Annotated in this window: 19 protein-coding genes; 18 read left to right on the plus strand and 1 reads right to left on the minus strand. The window is 50.0% G+C overall.

Going from position 1 to position 20185, the window contains the following annotated elements; genetic code table 11:
* Nucleotides 1–9: 9 nt before the first annotated feature.
* The 15 genes from ACXX82_RS19065 to ACXX82_RS19135 all read left to right on the plus strand — a co-directional run bounded on the left by ACXX82_RS19065 (nucleotide 10) and on the right by ACXX82_RS19135 (nucleotide 16414).
* Nucleotides 10–312 carry an acyl carrier protein gene (locus tag ACXX82_RS19065; RefSeq protein WP_458563487.1) on the plus strand — a complete coding sequence of 101 codons (303 nt, stop codon included), beginning with the start codon at nucleotides 10–12 and terminating at the stop codon, nucleotides 310–312.
* Nucleotides 313–404: 92 nt separating this feature from the next.
* The gene (locus tag ACXX82_RS19070; RefSeq protein ID WP_323507106.1) at nucleotides 405–992 is read left to right on the plus strand and encodes a COG4648 family protein; all 588 of its coding nucleotides are present in this window, start codon (nucleotides 405–407) and stop codon (nucleotides 990–992) included.
* Nucleotides 985–3798 carry an ApeI family dehydratase gene (locus ACXX82_RS19075; protein ID WP_458563488.1) on the plus strand — a complete coding sequence of 938 codons (2814 nt, stop codon included), beginning with the start codon at nucleotides 985–987 and terminating at the stop codon, nucleotides 3796–3798. The genes ACXX82_RS19070 and ACXX82_RS19075 overlap by 8 nt, the downstream gene beginning before the upstream one ends.
* Nucleotides 3795–4754, plus strand: a complete 960-nt coding sequence (locus ACXX82_RS19080) for a lysophospholipid acyltransferase family protein (RefSeq protein WP_322237393.1) — start codon at nucleotides 3795–3797, stop codon at nucleotides 4752–4754. The genes ACXX82_RS19075 and ACXX82_RS19080 overlap by 4 nt, the downstream gene beginning before the upstream one ends.
* Nucleotides 4755–4773: 19 nt before the next feature.
* Complete coding sequence (locus ACXX82_RS19085) at nucleotides 4774–6318, plus strand: HAL/PAL/TAL family ammonia-lyase (protein ID WP_323507104.1); 1545 nt, start codon at nucleotides 4774–4776, stop codon at nucleotides 6316–6318.
* Nucleotides 6311–6739 (plus strand): acyl-CoA thioesterase, encoded by a 429-nt coding sequence (locus ACXX82_RS19090; RefSeq protein WP_322237398.1) that lies wholly within the window; start codon nucleotides 6311–6313, stop codon nucleotides 6737–6739. Before ACXX82_RS19085 ends, ACXX82_RS19090 begins: the two co-directional genes overlap by 8 nt.
* A complete protein-coding gene (locus tag ACXX82_RS19095) occupies nucleotides 6736–7380 on the plus strand; it encodes an outer membrane lipoprotein carrier protein LolA (RefSeq protein WP_323507103.1) in 645 nt (214 codons plus the stop codon). The genes ACXX82_RS19090 and ACXX82_RS19095 overlap by 4 nt, the downstream gene beginning before the upstream one ends.
* A 76-nt stretch (nucleotides 7381–7456) precedes the next feature.
* Nucleotides 7457–9832: an MMPL family transporter gene (locus ACXX82_RS19100; protein ID WP_458564028.1), complete on the plus strand. Its 2376-nt coding sequence runs from the start codon at nucleotides 7457–7459 to the stop codon at nucleotides 9830–9832.
* Between the two features lie 11 nt (nucleotides 9833–9843).
* On the plus strand, nucleotides 9844–11076 hold the full coding sequence (locus ACXX82_RS19105; protein ID WP_458563489.1) for an NAD(P)/FAD-dependent oxidoreductase: 1233 nt from the start codon (nucleotides 9844–9846) through the stop codon (nucleotides 11074–11076).
* Nucleotides 11067–11666, plus strand: coding sequence for a DUF3261 domain-containing protein (locus tag ACXX82_RS19110; RefSeq protein ID WP_458563490.1), 600 nt, complete (start codon nucleotides 11067–11069; stop codon nucleotides 11664–11666). The genes ACXX82_RS19105 and ACXX82_RS19110 overlap by 10 nt, the downstream gene beginning before the upstream one ends.
* A 15-nt stretch (nucleotides 11667–11681) precedes the next feature.
* The gene (locus tag ACXX82_RS19115; protein WP_458563491.1) at nucleotides 11682–12887 is read left to right on the plus strand and encodes a beta-ketoacyl-ACP synthase; all 1206 of its coding nucleotides are present in this window, start codon (nucleotides 11682–11684) and stop codon (nucleotides 12885–12887) included.
* A 71-nt stretch (nucleotides 12888–12958) separates the two neighbouring features.
* Nucleotides 12959–13609, plus strand: coding sequence for a hotdog family protein (locus tag ACXX82_RS19120; RefSeq protein ID WP_322237412.1), 651 nt, complete (start codon nucleotides 12959–12961; stop codon nucleotides 13607–13609).
* On the plus strand, nucleotides 13606–14391 hold the full coding sequence (gene fabG, locus ACXX82_RS19125; protein WP_458563492.1) for a 3-oxoacyl-ACP reductase FabG: 786 nt from the start codon (nucleotides 13606–13608) through the stop codon (nucleotides 14389–14391). Before ACXX82_RS19120 ends, fabG begins: the two co-directional genes overlap by 4 nt.
* Nucleotides 14388–15620 (plus strand): beta-ketoacyl-ACP synthase, encoded by a 1233-nt coding sequence (locus tag ACXX82_RS19130; protein ID WP_322237417.1) that lies wholly within the window; start codon nucleotides 14388–14390, stop codon nucleotides 15618–15620. The genes fabG and ACXX82_RS19130 overlap by 4 nt, the downstream gene beginning before the upstream one ends.
* A gap of 128 nt (nucleotides 15621–15748) precedes the next feature.
* Nucleotides 15749–16414 carry a 4'-phosphopantetheinyl transferase family protein gene (locus tag ACXX82_RS19135; protein ID WP_458563493.1) on the plus strand — a complete coding sequence of 222 codons (666 nt, stop codon included), beginning with the start codon at nucleotides 15749–15751 and terminating at the stop codon, nucleotides 16412–16414.
* On the opposite strand, the gene ACXX82_RS19140 is transcribed toward ACXX82_RS19135, so the two are convergent.
* Entirely contained in the window at nucleotides 16374–16892 is a 519-nt protein-coding gene (locus ACXX82_RS19140; protein WP_458563494.1) for a polyhydroxyalkanoate granule-associated phasin, read from the minus strand. The two genes, ACXX82_RS19135 and ACXX82_RS19140, sit on opposite strands and share 41 nt — an antisense overlap.
* A gap of 301 nt (nucleotides 16893–17193) precedes the next feature.
* On the opposite strand from ACXX82_RS19140, the gene surE reads away from it, so the two are divergent.
* The 3 genes from surE (at nucleotide 17194) to ACXX82_RS19155 (ending at nucleotide 20144) form a co-directional block, all read left to right on the plus strand.
* Nucleotides 17194–17931 (plus strand): 5'/3'-nucleotidase SurE, encoded by a 738-nt coding sequence (gene surE / locus ACXX82_RS19145; RefSeq protein WP_322237424.1) that lies wholly within the window; start codon nucleotides 17194–17196, stop codon nucleotides 17929–17931.
* Complete coding sequence (locus ACXX82_RS19150) at nucleotides 17928–18887, plus strand: protein-L-isoaspartate(D-aspartate) O-methyltransferase (protein ID WP_322237426.1); 960 nt, start codon at nucleotides 17928–17930, stop codon at nucleotides 18885–18887. The genes surE and ACXX82_RS19150 overlap by 4 nt, the downstream gene beginning before the upstream one ends.
* A gap of 255 nt (nucleotides 18888–19142) precedes the next feature.
* Complete coding sequence (locus ACXX82_RS19155; protein ID WP_458563495.1) at nucleotides 19143–20144, plus strand: peptidoglycan DD-metalloendopeptidase family protein; 1002 nt, start codon at nucleotides 19143–19145, stop codon at nucleotides 20142–20144.
* The last annotated feature ends 41 nt before the right edge of the window (nucleotides 20145–20185 follow it).

Consider the following 20185-nt stretch of genomic DNA (forward strand, 5'->3'; position numbering starts at 1 on the left):
AGGTGTGACATGACGGCATCGATAAAAGTGGCAACGGCAGGAACTGCAGCTGCGACAATGACGAAAGAAGACATTGGTGCTTGGGTAGTAGATGTGTTGCACGATATGTTTGAAATCGATAAAGCCAGCATCACGCCGCAGGCCAACTTATACACGGATCTGGATATTGATAGTATTGATGCTGTTGATCTGGTGGTCAAACTGAAGCAATTTACGGGAAAGCGATTGCAGCCGGATGTATTTAAATCGGTCCGCACGGTGCAGGATGTCGTTGATGCCGTGGTTGCTTTGTTGGCAGAGGATACAAAATAAAACGCTTCTTTTCCGGCCTCTCTTCTAGTTACTTGTCTCGCCTGGTGTCATGCCTTTTGCCACGCTCATTGACGCGCTTATTCTCAGGTTTCATGCAACCCTGGATGCGGACGGTGTTGACCATCCTGACTGTGGTAATTACGCTGTTGTATCCGTTTGTTATCTGGTTCGGACATGGACGGGTTTCGCCTCGCGCGCTTGCATTGCTATTAATCATCGCAGCTGCAACCCGGCTGCCAATGGTTAAATTAAGTAAGGTTAGTCGTTGGTGTTTGGTCGCGGCATTGCTATTAGCTGCTGTTGCGATTTGGAATAATGCGTTGTTACCGTTAAAACTGTATCCGGTATTGGTTAATGCAGGCATGTTATGCGTCTTTGGATATAGTCTTTTCGTACCGCCTTCAATCATAGAGCGGATGGCGCGACTAACTGACCCACAGTTACCGGATTTTGCGATTGCTTATACTCGCCGTGTCACACAGGTCTGGTGTGGCTTTTTTGTGGTGAATGGTTCGTTAGCATTGATCACGGCATTTTGGGCATCGCCAGCAGTGTGGAGCGTTTATAACGGCATAGTTGCTTACGTTGCAATGGGGCTTTTGTTTGTGGGTGAATATATGGTCAGAATAGCGCTAAAACGTCGGCATAGACTTCAGTCATCTGGGCCACAGAATGTCTAGTTCAAACGATCTGTTGTCGTTATTATCGCCATTAAGCGCGCCACCAAAAGTAGGTATTAGCTCTACGGACAGGGCGCGTCCATTCGCATGGCGCGATGGCGAGAGCCTCGATCGTGCTTACTTTTTGGCGCGGGTTGATGCATGGCGTAACGCGTTATCACGTGATTCGGGCGCTTCTTTTGCATTATATTTGACAGATTGCGCCGAATTTTCCTGCGCATTATTAGGTGCCTGGCAGGCGGACAAAATCATTTATCTTGCAGGTGATGTATTGCCAGCAACATGTGCCGCCTTGGCGACGCTTGTGGATGGTTTTGTGGGCGAGTTTCCAGACGATTATCTCCCAATACGGTTGTCAATGCATTTACCAGTAAGGTCAGGCTTGGAAGCGGTCAATCTTGCAGAGTCATCGATTTTCCCGCACCGTATTGATGACGCTTCCTATTATGGCTTCAAGACGCTATCGCCTGATTTCTCGGGATTGGTGATTTATACGTCGGGTAGTACCGGCGAACCGCAAGCGGTTATTAAGAAATTATCCCAGCTATCAACTGAAATCACGACGCTAGAAGCTTTATTTGGAGACGCTATCGGCGATGCGCATGTTATTGCTACGGTGTCGCATCAACATATTTATGGGCTTTTATTCAAAGTGTTGTGGCCGCTGACAACTGGCCGCACTATTCATGCACGGCAAATTGCATTTTTAGAAGAGCTATTGCCAGTCTTGCGCGTCACTGGTGATCGGCCTGCAATACTCATTTCCAGTCCCGCGCATCTGAAACGGATTCCGGCGTCAATGCAACCAGAGCTATTGCATTCATTGCGTGCAGTCTTTTCTTCTGGCGGACCATTGTCGCAAGATGCTGCACAAATAGCCTCGCAGTTTCTCGGGCATGTGCCGATCGAGGTCTACGGAAGTTCGGAAACAGGCGGTGTAGGATGGCGTCAACGTTCTTTCGATTTCATTGACAATCCTCTTGCACAAGTGGATGAAAGTTGGACTGTCATGCCTGAGATTACGTGGCGTATCAGTTCGGATGAATCAGTCCTCGAAATTTGCTCGCCGCATCTGCCTGATGCGAATTGGTTCAGTTTGACGGATCGGGTACAAGCAATTGATGAAATGCGGTTTTTGTTAAGAGGCCGAATTGATCGTATTGTGAAAGTAGAAGAAAAGCGTATTTCGCTAGACATGATCGAGTCACAATTGAAGATATCTTGCCTGGTGACGGACGTACGGGTTTTATTGCTTGATGAAGGGCCGCTTCAGCGCCGTCAGCAGATCGCCGCATTCGTTGTGCTGTCGGATGCCGGTCGTCTTTTCTATGCCGAGCAGGGAAAATTACTATTGAATCGACGACTACGGGATAGTATCGCCCATGCGATTGAGTCGATCGCGCTGCCGCGTAGCTGGCGCTATCTCGACGCGCTCCCATTGAACGCGCAGGGCAAGACGACGCGTGCTGCGTTATTGGCCGCTGCGGCCGAGACCGTGAATGCGCCATCATCGAACGCGTTGTTGGTGAGTCCCGTGACAAAACCAAACGTACGCGTGCTGGAAATGGATCTGGCGCAATCACGCGTCGTGCTTGAACTTACTGTTCCGCGTGATCTTCTCTATTTTAATGGTCATTTTGACGGATCACCTATTTTGCCAGGTGTGGTTCAGGTTGATTGGGCGATTGCGTATGGACGAGAATATTTACCTTTAGCGCCGCGTTTTTTGAGCATGCATGCCCTTAAATTCCAGCGCGTAGTCATGCCCGAAGAGGTTCTGCAACTGAGGCTTCAGCATGATAGTCAAAAATCCTCTCTGACGTTTAGTTTCAGCTCTGATGCTGGTCAGCACGCAAGCGGACGTATTCTGTTTGGAAATACTTCTAAAGTGGACCAGCCTCAACATGGTAGAGATTCGGTGGATGACAATAATCATCAGACTTTGAGTCACCAAAAAAATCCCGATCAGAACCCCGATCAAAATATAGACATCAAAACGACTGCCAATATGGATGCGTCAGATATCGTCACGCGGCAAATTTTTACGGTGGACTTTAATCCTTGTGCCATTATTCCAGTTTATAACCACGCACATGCAATCGGTCACGTGGTGGCGGCAATTCTGTCGTGCCAACTGCCATGTATATTGGTCGACGATGGCAGTTCGGCGGAGTGCGCTGCAGTATTAGATACGCTCGCTGCTGCGCATCCGGACCACATCATTCTGCTGCGTCATGCCGTAAATCGGGGTAAGGGCGGAGCCGTCGTGAGTGGTGTTCGTCATGCGGCACAAGCTGGCTTTACGCATGGGCTACAAATAGATGCAGACGGACAGCATTGTACGGATGATATTCCACTCTTTTTAGCGCAATCTGCTGCACGGCCAGATGCATTGATTGCCGGTGTGCCGCAGTATGACGATAGTGTGCCCAAGGTGCGGTTTTACGGACGTTATCTGACCCACGTATGGGTTTGGATCAATACGTTATCGCTTGATATCAAAGATTCGATGTGTGGTTTTCGGATCTATCCACTCGCGCCATTTGTAGCCTTGTCACATAAAAGAATACTTGGTCAACACATGGATTTCGATACTGACGTCATTGTGCGTTTATATTGGGATGGCATGCAGATTGTCAATTTTCCGACCAAGGTCGGTTATCCGAGTGACGGTGTTTCTCACTTTCGTCTGGTGAGAGATAATTTATTGATTTCTCGGATGCACGCGACGTTGTTTCTTGGCATGTTATGGCGTGTGCCGACTTTGCTGGTGAGAAAGTTTTCGCGCCGACGGAGCGGTCAATGACGCGCGCGCACCGTCATTGGGCCCAGATTAACGAATCCAGTTTTGTGGTTGGCATGCGTCTGATGTTTTGGCTATATCGTATCGCTGGTCGTTTGCCGTTTCGATTGGTGTTATACCCCATTCTCGGTTTTTATCTGGCGACCAAACCGATAGCGCGCCATGCCTCAAAAGATTATTTGCGGCGGGTGCGCGCATGTGGTTCGGTTGATGATAACGCGCAACTTCAGTCAGGTTTATCCGGGGTATTTCAGCACTTTGGCGCGTTTGCAGAAAGCATTCTGGACAAAATGCTGCTATGGGGCGGATTGTTTAAAACCCAAGACGTCACCAGCACCGGGAAGGAGCTGATTCGGGATAATTTGGAGGCAAAGCGCGGTGGCTTGTTGATTTGCGCCCATCTTGGCAATTTAGAGTTATGTCGCGTGTTATCGCGGCAGCGCAGCGGTTTGCGTATTACTGTTTTGGTCCACACCAAGCATGCGAAAGCTTTTAACCGATTGCTGGCAAAGCTTGATCCGGATAGTCAGTTGAATCTGATGCAAGTGACTGAACTGACCCCCGTCATGGCAATGTTGTTGGCAGAAAAGGTGGCCCAAGGCGAGTTTGTGGCGATTGCTGGCGATCGCATTCCAGTATCGCCGCAGCCACGCGTCGCCCATGCCAACTTTCTTGGGAACTCAGCCCCATTCCCTATTGGTCCTTATGTCTTGGCTAGCGTATTGCAATGTCCGGTTTATTTGCTGTTTACGTTGACTATTGGTAGCCGTTCCCAATGTCATTTTGAATTGTTTCGGGATGCCATTCATTTGCCACGTAAACATCGCAATCAAATATTGAATGAACTGGCCGCCGCGTATGCGAAGCGACTGGAACACTATTGTTTGAAAGCGCCTTTGCAGTGGTTTAACTTTTATGATTTTTGGTATTTATCAACCTATGACAACGCACAACACTGATCTAAACACAGCATCAGAGATGCCTGACATTTTGCCGCGAAATATTTGTTTTGATCGAGAGCGTCTGACGATTGAAGATATTGTCGAGATCGCGTCCGGCTCAGCAAAAGTGACCCTATCTACGGATCCCGTATTTCGGGCCACGATCATGCGCGGAGCCGATTTTCTGGATCGTTTGTTGCGAGAGGACGGAACTATTTACGGCGTGACGACCGGTTATGGGGATTCCTGTATGGTCAATGTGCCGGCTGAATTAGTGCTGGAATTACCGCATCATTTATATACCTATCATGGCTGTGGTCTCGGGGAACATTTTACGCCCGAGCAGACGCGGGCTATTCTGGCGGTCCGCCTGGCGTCGTTGTGTAAAGGGTATTCTGGTGTCAGTGTCGGCCTACTCGAACAGATTACTCGGCTGTTGAAAGAAGATTTGTTGCCGTTGATTCCCGCAGAGGGATCCGTCGGGGCTAGCGGTGATTTGACGCCGTTATCCTATCTCGCCGCCGTGCTGTGTGGTGAGCGCGAAGTCTGGCGTAAAGGCGTCAAAGTATCTGCTGCCGAGGCATTGGCTGCGGTCGGCATGACACCATTACGTTTGCGACCCAAAGAAGGTCTGGCGATCATGAACGGTACTGCTGTGATGACGGCGCTGGCCTGCCTTGCATATGACCGCGCCGAGTATCTGGTGCGCATTGCCACCCGCATTACCGCGATGTCGAGCTTTGCGCTGGACGGCAATGCACATCACTTCGACGAGGCGTTATTTGCTGTCAAACCGCACGCAGGGCAACAACAAGTTGCCGCATGGTTACGCCAGGATTTGCCGGCTCCAGATGCGCCTCGCAACGAACAGCGTTTACAGGATCGTTATTCGATTCGCTGCGCCCCACACGTGATCGGTGTCCTGGCCGATGCGCTTACCTGGATGCGGCAATCGATTGAGAATGAACTCAATAGTGCTAACGATAATCCCATCATTGACGGTGAAAATGAACGCGTGCTTCATGGCGGTCATTTTTATGGTGGTCATATTGCCTTCGCTATGGATAGCATGAAAAATGCGGTTGCCAACGTGGCCGACTTATTAGATCGGCAGATGGCGTTACTGGTCGATAGTCGTTATAACCACGGCTTGCCATCCAATCTATCAGGCGCAGAAGGACCGCGGGCTAGTATTAATCATGGCTTAAAAGCGCTACAAATCAGTGCATCGGCCTGGACCGCTGAAGCGCTGAAACTGACCATGCCAGCCTCCGTATTTTCACGTTCTACCGAATGTCATAATCAGGACAAAGTCAGCATGGGTACGATTGCTGCGCGGGATTGTTTGCGGGTGCTGCAATTGACCGAACAAGTAACGGCGGCATTGTTAATTAGCGTCCGCCAAGGTGTTTGGCTGCGCTGCCGGGTGGACGAGACAGCAAAACCCCAAAAGAACTTGCAAGTAATGCTGGATGTGCTGGCGGATGATATTGCGGCGATCAAGGAAGACCGTATGTTAGAGCCTGATTTGCGTTTGTTGCTGGCGCGTATCAATTCGAAAGCATGGGATTTATATGTATAAAAAGGAAAGTCGCTGGACTGCCGAGATTGCCTTGAAAGTACAATTTTACGATCTTGACCCGATGGACATTGTCTGGCACGGCAATTATGTAAAGTATATGGAGCAAGCACGATGCGCGCTGCTCGATGCGATTGCGTACAACTACTCGGAAATGCAGGATTCGGGTTATGCATGGCCGGTGATTGATTTACATCTGCGGTATGTTCACCCCGCAACGTTTGGTCAAGATATCAGCGTTCGCGCAAGTATTGTCGAATGGGAAAATCGCCTGAAGATGGATTATTTAATCACCGATCTTACCACCGGCCAGCGCTTGACCAAGGGTACGACCACGCAAGTCGCGGTTGATATCGCGACGCGTGAAATGTGTTTTGCTTCGCCTGCTGTGTTGTTTCAAAAATTGGGAATTGCTACACCATGAAACGTTTATTTTCATCCGGTTTATTTTCGTCGATAGTCACGCCAGTTTTGATTAGTGGTTTTTTCATCGTTCTGGCTGCATCTGCGCAAGCGGCTGCACCTATCGCAAAAATACAGGAAATGTTGGCAAAGCCGCCGGTCTTGTGTGGTCGCTTCGACCAAGCCAAGCAACTGATGGGAATCAAAAAACCATTACTGTCGAATGGTCGTTTTTGTGTTGTGAGCGGCAAAGGTGTTCTATGGCGAACATTGCAGCCATTTCCGAATACATTGCGTCTCAAGCGCGATGAGATCGTGCAAATGCAGGGTGATCGCGTGGCTATGCGACTGGATGCCAAGCAGGAACCGGTAGTCCGAATGATCAATAGCGTGATGTTCTCTTTAGTAGCTGGCGATTTGAGTCAATTGGAATCTTTGTTTGACATGGATGGCAGCATTCAGGGCAGCATCTGGAAAGTCGCTCTAAAGGCACGTCAACCGGCGCTAGCCAAAGCGATCGGTACGCTGACACTGACCGGCGGTACTACCGTCAAAAGCGTGACGATCAACGAAGCCAGTGGTGACCGCACCGAGATTACTTTCTCCGGCGTGCAGAGCGGCGTAAATGCGATGACCAGCGAAGAAGGGGCCGCACTTGACTAACGAGGCCGCTGATAAGGCCAATACTGAAATCGATACCGGAACCAGTAATAGTGTTAGCAAGTGGCCGAAACGATTGGTGTGGATCTGGCTGCTGGTGGTTGGGCTGATATTGAGTCATAACGCCTATCTATGGTTGGTACAAAAGGTCGTACCCGATACTGATATTCTTGCGTTATTGCCCGTGGAGCAGCGTGATCCGGTTTTACAACAAGCGTTCACACATATGGTGGATTCGGCCCAGCAACGGGTTATTGTGCTGGTTGGGGCCGACGATTGGGCGCAAGCGCGTGCAGCTGCCGATGCTTACTCTGCGGTACTGATCAAACATCCCGCATTGTTCGAGGCCACAGCACCGATGTCGGAGCAAGCGCAGACCGACTGGTTAGGGCCATCGCAGCAAAATCGACTCAGTTTGTTGACCGCCGAGCAGCAAAAGCTGCTGCAGGAGAAGCCACCGGCGTTCTGGGTTGAGTCCGCCTTGAGACAGTTATATAGTCCTTTTTCTGGTCCTAAATTGGGTGCGTGGCAGGATGATCCGTTTGGCTTGTTTACGGGCTGGGTGCAGGCGCGCGCGCAAGAGACGCCGGTCAGGCCCCGTGATGGCTATTTGTTCGTGGAGGCCAATGGCCGCCAATATGTGATGCTATTGCTGACTTTGCGTCAACCGGCGTTTTCAATGGCAAACCAGCAAGCAGTATTGCCATTGCTGAACGTCGCTGCCAAGGCAGCCAAATTAACCGTTCCCAAAGTTGAGTTGATTAGCGCCGGTGTGATATTGCACGCTGGTGCTGCCAGCGCTCAGGCTAGCGCCGAGATGTCGACCATTGGTGTAGGTTCGCTTCTTGGGATCGTACTGCTGATGTGGTTGACATTCGGTGCATTTCGGCCTGTCGGCTTGATTGTTCTGTCGATCGCTATCGGCTGCCTTGGAGCCTTTTCAATTTGCTGGCTTATTTTTGGACGCGTGCATTTGCTGACCCTTGTGTTTGGCGCTAGTCTGATCGGTGTTGCACAGGATTATGGCATCTATTTTTTATGTAGTCGTGCAGGAAGTGATAAGTCCCTACCGTCGCACCAATTGTTACGGCGTCTATTGCCGGGATTGTTATTGACGTTGACCGCTGCTGTGATTGGCTACATCGGGTTGGCGCTGACGCCTTTTCCAGGGCTAAGGCAGATGGCGGTATTTTCGGTGCTGGGTTTGATATTTGCGTGGCTGACGGTCGTTTGCTGGTTTCCTAATTTGGTCCAGCCGTCGACTTTAAAGGGGACACGTTTTGCCGACTGGTGTGGAGCGAGTCGTCGTCACTGGCCGCGCTTACAACGTAATTTTGCCACCTTGCTGGTAGCGATATTATTTGGTGTTTTCGTGGTGACTGGATTAACCCGACTGCGCGTCAACGATGACATCCGCTCGTTGCAGGCCCCGCCCAAAGTGTTGTTAGACGATCAGATCAAATTATCAAAAATACTCGAAGCACCGACTCCTGTGCAATTTTATCTGATCCGCGGTGATAGCGCGGAACAGGTGTTGCAACGTGAAGAAGCGCTGCGGTTACGGCTCGATCCATTGATCGCGCAGCACGTAATCAGCGGTTATCAGGCGATGTCCAGCTGGACGCCATCAATGCAAGCGCAAATCGCGAACCGCGTATTAGTGGAGCGCGCTCTACTAGGTAAAGACGGACCGTTGAAAGCCCTGGCGGCGCAACTTGGCGAGGACCAAAGCTGGATTAAGCAGATGCGTGAGCGGGCGTTGGGTGCGGCAACTCAGGTTGGTACCAACCCCAGCACTTTGACGCCTGATGCATTTTTAAAAACCCCGGCGAGTGAACCGTCACGACATCTTTGGCTTGGTCGGGTTGAGGGTGTGCATGGTGTGACTTTTGCCAGCATTGTGGCGTTGCGTGGTCTGAATAATTATGCGAATTTACCCCTGTTACAAAAGACAGCATCGCACTTGGATGGTGTCCAATGGGTCGATAAAGTGAGCGAAATTTCTACTGTATTGGGTGATTACCGGCAATATATGGGAAGTGTATTACTGGGCGCTTATGTTGCCATTTTCTTGCTGCTGTTCGGGCGTTATCGTTTTGCAGGATGGCGTGTGGTGTTGCCTCCAGCTATTGCCAGTATTGGGGTGCTTGCTTTACTAGGGATTATTGGTCAACCCTTGCAAATGTTTCATATGCTGGCGCTGATGCTGATCCTCGGATTGGGTGTTGATTACGGTATTTTTTTGCAGGAGAAAACTGACCATCAAGATCCCGCAGGACGGTTTGCCTGGCTGGCGGTTTGTTTGTCGGCTGTAAGCGCCTTATTGTCATTCGGGCTATTAGCGTTATCAAGTACGCCGCCGTTGCATGCGTTTGGATTCACGATGTTGGTTGGCATCGCGATTGTGTGGCTGATAGCACCTTGTTTTAGCCAAAGTAAAAACTCACGGTTGTAAAGGTAGAAAAAATGGATATTAACGTTAAGAAGTGTGATGTTGTCGTAATCGGTGCGGGTCCGGCAGGATCGGTCGCAGCTGCGTTATTGCGACAGCAAGGTCGCCAGGTCCTGGTCCTTGAGCGTGAGCAGTTTCCGCGTTTTAGTATTGGTGAAAGTTTATTGCCGCAAAGTATGGCTTATCTGGAGCAGGCCGGCATGCTGCAAGCGGTAGTTGAAGCTGGATTTCAATATAAAAATGGCGCAGCTTTTGTGCGCGGCAAAAAATACACTGCTTTCGATTTTCGTGATAAACATGCTAACGGTTGGGGCACCACTTATCAGGTGCAACGTGCCAATTTCGATCAGTTGTTGGCCAAAGAAGCAGAGCGCCAAGGCGCTGAAATATGTTTTCAGCATACAGTCACCGCTGTCGACCTCAATGGCGGCAAGCCGCGTGTTAAGGTGCAAGATCCGAGTGGCATAGAATATAAGGTTGAAGCAGAGTTTATTTTGGATGCAAGTGGATTTGGCCGTATTTTGCCGCGCTTGCTGGAACTGGAAACGCCATCTAATTTTCCTGTTCGTGGTGCGATTTTTACGCATATTGAAGATGGCATCGCTTCACCAGAATTTGATCGGAATAAAATTCGTGTCACGGTGCATCCTGAGCATTGCGACGTCTGGTATTGGCTGATTCCGTTCGCTGGCGGTCGCTGTTCGATCGGCGTGGTGGCCGAAACAGCGTTTTTGGCTAAATATCAAGGGTCGGACACTGAACGTCTTCAAGCGCTGGTGAATGAAGATCCGGCATCGCGGAAACTGCTGGAAAACGCTTGCTGGGATACGCCAGCGCGTTCTATCGTCGGTTATTCTGCCAATGTTAAATCGTTATGGGGAAAAGGTTATGCGTTGCTTGGCAATGCTGGTGAGTTCCTTGATCCGGTATTTTCTTCGGGTGTCACTATTGCCTTAAAATCTGCCAGTTTGGCTGCCGAAGTATTAGGTCGCCAGTTATCCGGCGCTGAAGTCGATTGGGAGAGTGAGTATGCGACTCCACTCAAAAAAGGCGTCAATACGTTTCGGACGTTTGTTGAGTCGTGGTACGGCGGTGGATTTCAAAACGTTATTTTTCATGAAAATCAGCAACCCGAAATTCGTCGCATGATTTCGTCAATTTTGGCTGGTTACGCGTGGGACGAGAGTAATCCCTATGTACGCGAAAGTAAGCGTCGTTTGAAGGCGCTGGAGGAAATATGCGCTTGACTGCGATAGGCAAACGTTATGCGGCCTTAATCGTGGTGGCCGTGCTGATGGCGGGTTGCGCCAGTACCGAGCCTGCGGCACCGCCAGAGCGATTAGGTTTAAAACTGTCGCCAGCGTCATTGGGTGCCAGCATCAGCTTGCAACAGCATTTGACGGTTGAACGTAATGGTCGCACTGATCAACTGGATGCTGCGCTTGAAATTGATCCTAAAGAATTAAATATGGTCGGGTTGGCGTTGGGGCAACGCGTATTGACTTTGCATTATGATGGAAAAACGTTAGAGTCCTGGCGTCATCGGATGCTGCCGTCTCAAGTTCGGGCGGATGACGTGTTGGAGGATACGCAACTGACCTTATGGCCGGTAGAAGCCATTCGGAAGGCGTTGCCTGAAGGCTGGAAAATTGAACAACAGGGTTTGCGCCGGACCTTGTTGCGTGATGGCGTCCCGGTCACTGTCATTGTTTATAGTAATGCGTCGCCATGGAGCGGCAAGGTGGAATTAACGAACATCCGTTATCACTATCGCCTGACAATTGAGTCAGTTGGCGGCGATAGTTCAAGTACGCCGATAAACATTGCGGCACCTTAATTTGGTCATTTGAATATGTTTTATTTAAACGAACTGGGTCTTATTTGCGCGCTTGGCGATACCCATGCCGGAATCCGTCAGCGCCTGTTTGCCGGCCAAACCGGCATTGTGATGACGGATCGCTATTCATCCGTTGGTGCGTTGCCGATCGGTTGCGTGGAAAGTGTTTTGCCTACGATGGATCGTGGTAACTACCCGCTAGCCCATCGTAGCCGGAATAATCAACTGCTGTTGGCTGCGTTAAAACAGATACGACCAGCAGTGGATGCCGTCATCGAACAGTACGGACCCGACCGGATAGCGATTGTACTTGGCACCAGTACCTCTGGCATTGCCGAAACCGAAGCGGCATTTCACGCGGCGTATGGGAAAACTGCAAGCGTGGACCCTGCGGATCGAAAATTTCCGCCAAACTTTACTTATAGACAACAAGAGATGGGATCAGCCGCAGCGATGTTAGCCGATGCGTTAGGAGTAACTGGTCCGGCTTATGTGCATTCCAGCGCTTGCGCTTCCAGCGCCAAAGCGTTGGCGAGCGCCGCACGACTAATCCAGATGGGTTTGTCTGATGTAGTACTTACCGGCGGAGTTGATTCGTTATGCGCATTCACTGTAGCTGGATTCGGTGCTCTGGCGTCGGTCAGTAAAGTGCGGTGCAATCCATTTAGCGCCAATCGCGACGGTATTAATATTGGCGAGGGTGCAGCATTGTTTTTGATGAGTGCAAAACCTGCGACGGTAGCATTGCGCGGGTGGGGCGAGTCTTCTGATGGTTATCATATTTCTGCGCCAGATCCAGATGGTAACGGTGCCCGAATTGCCATTACCCAAGCGCTCAGAAGGGCCAACGTCGACGCGACGCAGATCGATTACATCAATTTGCACGGTACGGCTACCCAGCAAAACGATGCTATGGAAAGTAGGGTCGTGAATACTATTTTTGGCGACCGAGTCGCCGCAAGTTCGACTAAAGCTTATACCGGTCATACCTTAGGTGCAGCGGGTGCAGTTGAAGCCGGTTTGTGTTGGCTGGCAATGCAAGATGACAATTCTGGCGGTTATTTACCACCGCATTTGTGGGATGGTGTCACGGATAACAAGTTGGCGGAATTGAATCTACTACCTGAAGGATATCGGCTTGGGCATCCATTGCGCTGGGCGCTAAGTAACTCATTTGCATTTGGTGGCGCTAACGCAGCGCTGGTGATGGGACGCGAATAATGGGCGAGGTTTCCTGCAAAATTGACAGTGATGATATCAGTCAGGTTTCTATAGAGCCTAGCGGTGTAGTAATGAATCAAGCGGTTGATGGAGTAATCAATGAGGTAATCAATGCAGTGAAAATGCAACCTGCACAAAAGCAGCTTGCATCACTTTTAATTTCATCAACGGATGGTGTGGCATCTGGTCGTTTTGCACCACCGAATATTCAGAGTTTGTTGCCACATTCGGGTGTGATGGTTTTGCTTGATCGGTTTGTTTTCGCTGACGAAGAGCGTTTATGCGCTGAGGTAGTGATTCGAGCAGATAGTCTATTTATGGGAACCGATGGTGTTGGAAGTTGGGTTGGCGTGGAATATATGGCGCAAGCTATTGCAGCTTTTGCTGGTTATAAGGCACGCATCGATGGCAATCCGGTAAAAGTAGGATTTTTGCTTGGCACGCGACGTTATGAGGCAAGTTGTGGCTTTTTTCCATTGGGCGCAGTATTGCATATTTTGGTAAAACGACTTATGCAGGCCGATAATGGACTCGGATCATTTGAGTGCGCAATCTATGACGCCACCGATAGCGTAGACGAAATGAAGCGCGGTGAGGTTGCAGGGACGCTGTTTGATCTTGCTGGCGAAGCGGATAACAATATGCGGCCTTTAGTGCGTGCCACTATTACCGTGTTTCAACCGCATGATGTGACTGGTTTTCTTGAAGGAATGGTGGAATGACGTTGGCAATAGTAAATAATGAAAATGGTAAAGCCGACAATGGTAAAGCCGACAACTTAAGCAAGTCGGTACTGGTAACCGGGTCAAGCCGTGGAATCGGTAAGGCCATTGCATTGCGATTGGCACGAGAGGGCTATGACATCGTATTACATTGTCATCGTCAGCGCGATGCGGCGGAAGCGGTAGCCGCTTTAATACGTGCGATGGGTCGTCAGGCACGTGTGTTGCAGTGTGATATCGGTGACCGGCAGCGTACGTCTGATATTTTGTTGGCAGATATCGCAGAGCATGGTTGTTATTACGGTGTGGTGTGTAATGCCGGTGTGGCCCGAGACAATGCTTTTCCCGCGATGTCGGGTGAAGATTGGGATCTGGTGTTAAAGACCAATCTGGATGGATTCTATAATGTTCTCAATCCGCTATTGATGCCGATGGTGCATCGTCGTGCGCCAGGTCGCATTGTGACATTGGCATCAGTATCGGGATTGATCGGCAATCGCGGACAAGTCAACTATAGCGCTGCGAAGGCCGGCATCATTGGTGCTACCAAGGCGCTGGCAATCGAGCTAGCGAAGCGCCACATTACGGTTAATTGTGTCGCACCGGGTTTAATTGAAACCGACATGATCGCAGATGTTCCGCTTGAGGAGGCACTTAAAATGATTCCAGCCCGGCGTGTAGGTAAACCGGAAGAAGTTGCAGCTACCGTGTGTTTCCTGATGGGAACTGATGCCGCTTACATCACGCGTCAGGTGATTTCTGTCAATGGAGGAATGGCATGACGCGGCGTCGCGTAGTGGTCACCGGAATGGCAGGAATCAGCCCGATAGGAAATGATTGGACAAGTATCCGTGCGCGTCTGGGCAGTTATCGTAACGCGATCGTGCGGATGGAAGAGTGGGCCGATTATGATGGATTGAACACCCAATTGGGCGCACCGGCGACAGACTTTACGCTGTCTGATCGCTACACGCGGCGAACGATGCGCAGCATGGGACGGGTCGCATTGATGGCAACCCGAGCGACTGAAGTGGCGTTGATTGATGCAGGTCTCATCGATGATCCACTACTCAAAAATGGGTGTTGTGGGATCGCTTATGGTTCGTCCGCGGGCACGCCCAAAGCGATAGGTGATTTCGGCAAGATGATGGAAGAGCGCTCGACAAGAGGGATCAACGCGACGACTTATATCAAGATGATGGCCCATACGGCGCCAGTGAATATTGGTGTGTTTTTTGGCGTGACCGGCCGCGTGATAACAACATCCAGTGCATGCACTTCAGGTAGTCAAGGCATTGGTTATGCCTATGAAGCGATTTGTAGTGGTCGGCAAAACATCATGATTGCTGGCGGTGCCGAAGAGTTGTGCGCGACCGAAGCGGCAGTCTTTGATACCTTGTTTGCGACCAGCATACGCAACGACATGCCTGAATCGACGCCGAGACCATTTGACACGAAACGCGATGGCTTGGTGATCGGTGAAGGTGCCGCAACATTCATTCTGGAGGAATTGGAGCATGCACGTGCGCGCGGCGCAACAATTCACGCCGAGATAGTCGGATTTGGAACCAACAGTGATGGTTGCCATGTAACGCATCCCAATACCGATACGATGCGCATTGCGATGGAGTTAGCACTGCAGGATGCGGCTCTATCGTCGTCTGCAATTGGTTATATCAGCGCACATGGCACGGGTACAGAGCAAGGTGACATTGCTGAGTCTCACGCCACGGCGCAGGTATTCGGCAATCAGGTTCCCATAAGTTCGTTGAAAAGTTATACCGGCCATACGCTCGGTGCATGCGGTGCTTTAGAGGCATGGACCGGTATTGAAATGATGCGGGAAGGCTGGTTTGCCCCGACAATCAATTTGACGGAATTAGATCCGCGCTGCGCTGATCTGGATTACATCACGAATGAGGGGCGGGCCATTCAGTGCGATTATTTTATGTCGAATAATTTTGCGTTTGGTGGAATTAATACGTCATTGATTTTTAAAAGATTTGGATAAGACTATTTATGCGTGCCGCCTCAGTTTGGTTGGTCGACGGGCGTCATTGGCCGGACCACATACTTGCGCCGTGGCTCGCCTGTCTGACCGAAGCTGAACAACAACGTTATCGCCGTTTTATCAGACCAATGCGGCAGCGCGAGTTTTTAATAGGGCGGATTCTTTTACGGTTTGCCGTTGCGCGACTAGCTAATTTAGCATTCACTGATATAGGCGTTGTTGACCGTAAAGATAACGCACCGTTACCGGTGCTTCCAGACAGATTGTCTAAGGAAATTATCGATCTGCCTTTTTTAAGCTTATCTCATAGCCGTGGCTGGGTTGCTTGCGCGGTGAGCGTTGATACGCCGCTTGGCCTTGATATTGAGGCGCTGGATGCCAGTCGTGATGTTACATCTTTAGGAGACATTGCATTTACCTGCGCCGAGAACCAATGGCTATCCCAGCACAAGGACGCGGAAAAAAAAGCAGCTTTTTATGCTCTTTGGAGCGAGCGGGAGGCGTTGTACAAAATGAGGTCAAACGCCGACCGTCCGTGGAGCGAGGATGCCTTGGTGAGTGATGGCATAAAATTGACATCCGGGTCGGATTGGACTTTATACTCTCCTCTACACTCCAAGCTCGCTATCTGCTTGTGCAGCAGATATGCGGTGTCAAAGCCGCTTTTGCTTGAATTAACTGGTGACTCTCCATTCGCATGGGCGCTGCAGGCTGATGGATTGCCCGAAACTGATGTAAGCTTTAATCAAGCTTTTACTCAACCGTTTCAAGCTTTGCCAACCGTATTGCATTAGCTGTCGCTCTTGAGTGCAATGGGTACAATCCGGTCTGAGCAACCTCTGCAATTGAGGCGTTTAACTGCGACAGTAAATTGCTGGACTGTTTCATATGCCGGTCAATGAGCTTGTTTTTTTCGATTGGAATGGGCTTGAAGAAAGTGCCGGTCGCAAAGGCAATCAGTTCTTTAGTGCCGTTCAATAACTCCTGAATTGCGAGTTTCGCCACTTGCTGATGCAAGCCCAGCATCCTTATTGTCATGGCATGGGCCGACTCAGAAAGTGCATCCATTTTTTCTTGTCCCATTAAGCTAAACTCTTCCTGATCGCGTTGATTTGGTACAGGGCCAGCCATTGCCATACGAACACTGCGATGTGTGATGACTTGCGCGGACGCTGTCATCATTTCACGCGTTTGGGTTGTCAGGTCGCCCCATACGGTATAGGGATTTTCTGTAGTACTTGCTTGGGTTAAGCGGTTTGTGTTGGATTTCATAGTAACTCCTAAATGAGATCATTGAATACCGCAAAAGCATATCGAAAAAGCTCCGTGCGCATTCAATGTGTATTGACTCTATGGTTGCCTAGAAAGCACAAAACACAGCCTGTTAGCGCTAACAATACTCTTTTTTTTGATTTCCCGTGAGATATTTGTTGCGGAGCAACATAAGAGTGCTGCTTTGTTAAAAAACATTAAATGGAACCAAAATCATATTTTTTTGGGCTTATTGACAACTTCACATAAAAACAAGCAAATCTTCCATTAACCTAAGGGCGGCTTCAGGTAAAATTCTTGTATGAAAATTCTCATCAGCAACGACGATGGTTATCTGGCCCCGGGCATCATTGCATTGGCAAATGCGCTGACACCGATAGCGGAAATTGTGGTGGTCGCGCCAGACAGCAATCGATCCGGCTCTTCTAATTCTTTGACACTAGATCGTCCGTTGTCGGTTCATCGCGCCGAAAATGGTTTTTATTTCATCAATGGAACACCGTCGGATTGCGTGCACATTGCACTGACCGGGATGCTTAATTTTCGCCCCGATTTGATTGTTTCGGGGATCAATCAAGGTCAGAATATGGGAGATGACACCTTGTATTCGGGTACCGTCGCGGCTGCTACCGAAGGATTTTTGTTCGGCATTCCCTCGATTGCGTTTTCGCAGGTAAGTAAGGGTTGGGAAGAATTAGACGCCGCAGCTAAGGTCGCGCGTGAGATTGTCGAGCGTCGATTTGCGACTATGCCGCAGCCTTATCTCTTAAACGTCAATATTCCGAATCTTCCATACCATCAATTGAAGCCCGCGCTGGCTACACGTCTGGGTAAACGGCATGTTTCTGAATCGGTCATCAAGACGCAAGATCCTCACGGGCGAGAAATTTACTGGATTGGTCCTGCAGGTGCAGCAAAAGATGCCAGCGAAGGGACCGATTTTCATGCGATCGCAAAAGGGCATGTCTCGATTACGCCATTACAGATTGATTTAACCCATGCGATGCAACTAGCCGCACTTACCAAGGATTTGTCATGACGGAAGCGCCAAAGCGTTTCCCCTTGACGTTGTCATCGGTGGTCGACACTAAATCGCGGTCTTCCGGCGTGGGTTCCAATCGTGTCGTTGCAACTCCCCAAACTGCGACTAGAAATGCCGCTTACGATAATCTTAAATCGGCTCCGCCAAAAGCGGCATTTAATTCTGCCTCTGATAAACAACCCTATTTTAATCCTTCAGCATCGGCGGGTAATGCGGGCAAGAAGACCGGTTCGACTCCCGGTAACCAGCACAATCTAGCCAGCCAAACCAATCAAACTAACCAGCATTCAACAGATAAACGGTCTACGACGTTGGTGTCGGAGGGAGTTCGTAAAGCCATGGTCGCGCGGATTGCGAAGCTGGGTGTGAGAGACGTCAGCGTGCTGGCGGCAATGGAGGCGGTACCGCGGCACATGTTCATGGAGCCCGGGCTGGCTAGTCAGGCTTATATTGATGCATCGCTACCCATCGGCCACCATCAAACTATTTCACAGCCGTATATTGTTGCCCGAATGATTGAGGTTATGCGCGACAATCAGCAAGGTGGCGTGCTCAATCGCGTATTGGAAATCGGAACCGGTTGCGGCTATCAGGCCGCGGTGTTGTCTTTGGTGGCAAAAGAGGTCTATTCGATTGAACGAATCAAGCCTTTACATGAGTTAGCGAGAAGTAATTTGCGACCGTTGCGTGTAGCAAATATCCGACTGCATTACGGAGATGGTATGCTTGGCCTGCCGCAAGTGGCGCCTTTTGATGGAATTATCTTAGCTGCCGCTGGGCTTGAAGTGCCGCAAGCATTGCTGGATCAGATGGCGATAGGCGGTCGACTGGTGGCGCCAGTGGGTTCGCGTCATCAAGTTCTTCAGTTGATTCAGCGTATCACTAAATTTGACTGGACCAGCACTACGCTCGAAGATTGCCATTTCGTGCCGTTGCGTTCCGGGATCGCATGAGCTGAGCAGTCTTCGGCAATATAACGAAAAAGCCAGAAGATGCAGAATATAGCGGCCCGGCAGCGATGGTTGGCCAACATCGGTCTATAAAGACTTGCTGGTAACAAATTTTTAAAACTTTTAAACGAAAAATGATCGGATATTGAATCCATGAAATACTATGGCGTTCAATGTTGTGTTTAATCGGTTGTCTGTTACTACAAATAACCGCATCGATCTTAACCGCGATACGTCGCAAATAAAAATGTAATGAGAATGAAGAAAACACGCCTTGTATTGCTGGGAATAATCGTCGGCTCAATTGCTGCATGTAGCACGACGCGAACACCCGCGCCCGTAGTAGATCGCAGAGTCGGTGGCCCGAACGTAAGTGCGGCTCCTAATACGCCTCAGGCACCCAGGGTTAGCGGCCCAGGATATTACACAGTGAAAAAGGGCGATACGCTGTATCGGATTGCACTTGAGTTCGGGCAAAGTTATCGCGATATTGTCAGCTGGAATAATCTCAATAACGCCAACGACATCAAGGTTGATCAAGTGCTGCGGGTTCAACCTCCTGAGGCTGGCAGCAGTCTGGCCGGTGGCGCACAAGTCGGTAACGTTTCGAGCGAATCCGGGGTCGATGTCCGCCCGCTCGGCACAGCGCCTTCCGCTTCTTCCAGTGCAAATGGCACGATGAATGGCGGTAATAAAACAAGTCCACGCGGCGACAAGCGTCCATATTCGGACAGCGCGCTGGCGGAATTGCAAAAACCGGATGCGCCATCTCCACCATCGGCATCTGATAGTCGGCCTGATGTGAAGCCAGACTCCCGCGCAGAAGTAAAAACGGATCCAACGAAAAATAACGAGAAAGCGATCTCACCACCAATCGCCTCTGCGACAGAGGATGGCCGCGTAGACTGGATGTGGCCAACAGAAGGCAAGGTGTTGGGGGGATTCGATCAAGGTAAAAAGGGTATTGATATTGCCGGAAAAACGGGGCAGCCTGTGTTAGCGGCCGCGGCAGGTAAGGTTATGTATGCTGGTAGCGGTATTCGTGGTTATGGCAATCTGGTGATCGTTAAGCACACCAATAATTTATTATCCGCGTACGCGCATAACAAGGTTATTCTTGTAAAAGAGGGACAAGTTGTCAGCAAGGGGCAAAAGATCGCAGAAATGGGAAATTCGGATAGTGATTCGACCAAGCTGCATTTTGAAATTCGCCAGCAAGGCAAGCCAGTTGATCCCTCAAAATTTTTACCTGGTCGCTAATCTATAAGCAGCACGATAGAATAGAGGCAAATAAAGGTTAG

Source organism: Glaciimonas sp. GNP009 (assembly GCF_054343755.1).

Excerpts from the sequence above, each read along its gene's own strand:
- ACXX82_RS19135 (WP_458563493.1), top strand. The coding sequence starts at position 15,749 with ATGCGGCAGCGCGAGTTTTTAATAGGGCGGATTCTTTTACGGTTTGCC.
- ACXX82_RS19075 (WP_458563488.1), top strand. The coding sequence starts at position 985 with ATGTCTAGTTCAAACGATCTGTTGTCGTTATTATCGCCATTAAGCGCG.
- ACXX82_RS19120 (WP_322237412.1), top strand. The coding sequence starts at position 12,959 with ATGAATCAAGCGGTTGATGGAGTAATCAATGAGGTAATCAATGCAGTG.
- ACXX82_RS19070 (WP_323507106.1), top strand. The coding sequence starts at position 405 with ATGCAACCCTGGATGCGGACGGTGTTGACCATCCTGACTGTGGTAATT.
- ACXX82_RS19155 (WP_458563495.1), top strand. The coding sequence starts at position 19,143 with ATGAAGAAAACACGCCTTGTATTGCTGGGAATAATCGTCGGCTCAATT.
- ACXX82_RS19115 (WP_458563491.1), top strand. The coding sequence starts at position 11,682 with ATGTTTTATTTAAACGAACTGGGTCTTATTTGCGCGCTTGGCGATACC.
- surE (WP_322237424.1), top strand. The coding sequence starts at position 17,194 with ATGAAAATTCTCATCAGCAACGACGATGGTTATCTGGCCCCGGGCATC.
- ACXX82_RS19080 (WP_322237393.1), top strand. The coding sequence starts at position 3,795 with ATGACGCGCGCGCACCGTCATTGGGCCCAGATTAACGAATCCAGTTTT.
- ACXX82_RS19090 (WP_322237398.1), top strand. The coding sequence starts at position 6,311 with ATGTATAAAAAGGAAAGTCGCTGGACTGCCGAGATTGCCTTGAAAGTA.
- ACXX82_RS19110 (WP_458563490.1), top strand. The coding sequence starts at position 11,067 with ATGCGCTTGACTGCGATAGGCAAACGTTATGCGGCCTTAATCGTGGTG.
- ACXX82_RS19105 (WP_458563489.1), top strand. The coding sequence starts at position 9,844 with ATGGATATTAACGTTAAGAAGTGTGATGTTGTCGTAATCGGTGCGGGT.
- ACXX82_RS19140 (WP_458563494.1), bottom strand. The coding sequence starts at position 16,892 with ATGAAATCCAACACAAACCGCTTAACCCAAGCAAGTACTACAGAAAAT.
- ACXX82_RS19095 (WP_323507103.1), top strand. The coding sequence starts at position 6,736 with ATGAAACGTTTATTTTCATCCGGTTTATTTTCGTCGATAGTCACGCCA.
- ACXX82_RS19065 (WP_458563487.1), top strand. The coding sequence starts at position 10 with ATGACGGCATCGATAAAAGTGGCAACGGCAGGAACTGCAGCTGCGACA.
- ACXX82_RS19130 (WP_322237417.1), top strand. The coding sequence starts at position 14,388 with ATGACGCGGCGTCGCGTAGTGGTCACCGGAATGGCAGGAATCAGCCCG.
- fabG (WP_458563492.1), top strand. The coding sequence starts at position 13,606 with ATGACGTTGGCAATAGTAAATAATGAAAATGGTAAAGCCGACAATGGT.
- ACXX82_RS19085 (WP_323507104.1), top strand. The coding sequence starts at position 4,774 with ATGCCTGACATTTTGCCGCGAAATATTTGTTTTGATCGAGAGCGTCTG.
- ACXX82_RS19150 (WP_322237426.1), top strand. The coding sequence starts at position 17,928 with ATGACGGAAGCGCCAAAGCGTTTCCCCTTGACGTTGTCATCGGTGGTC.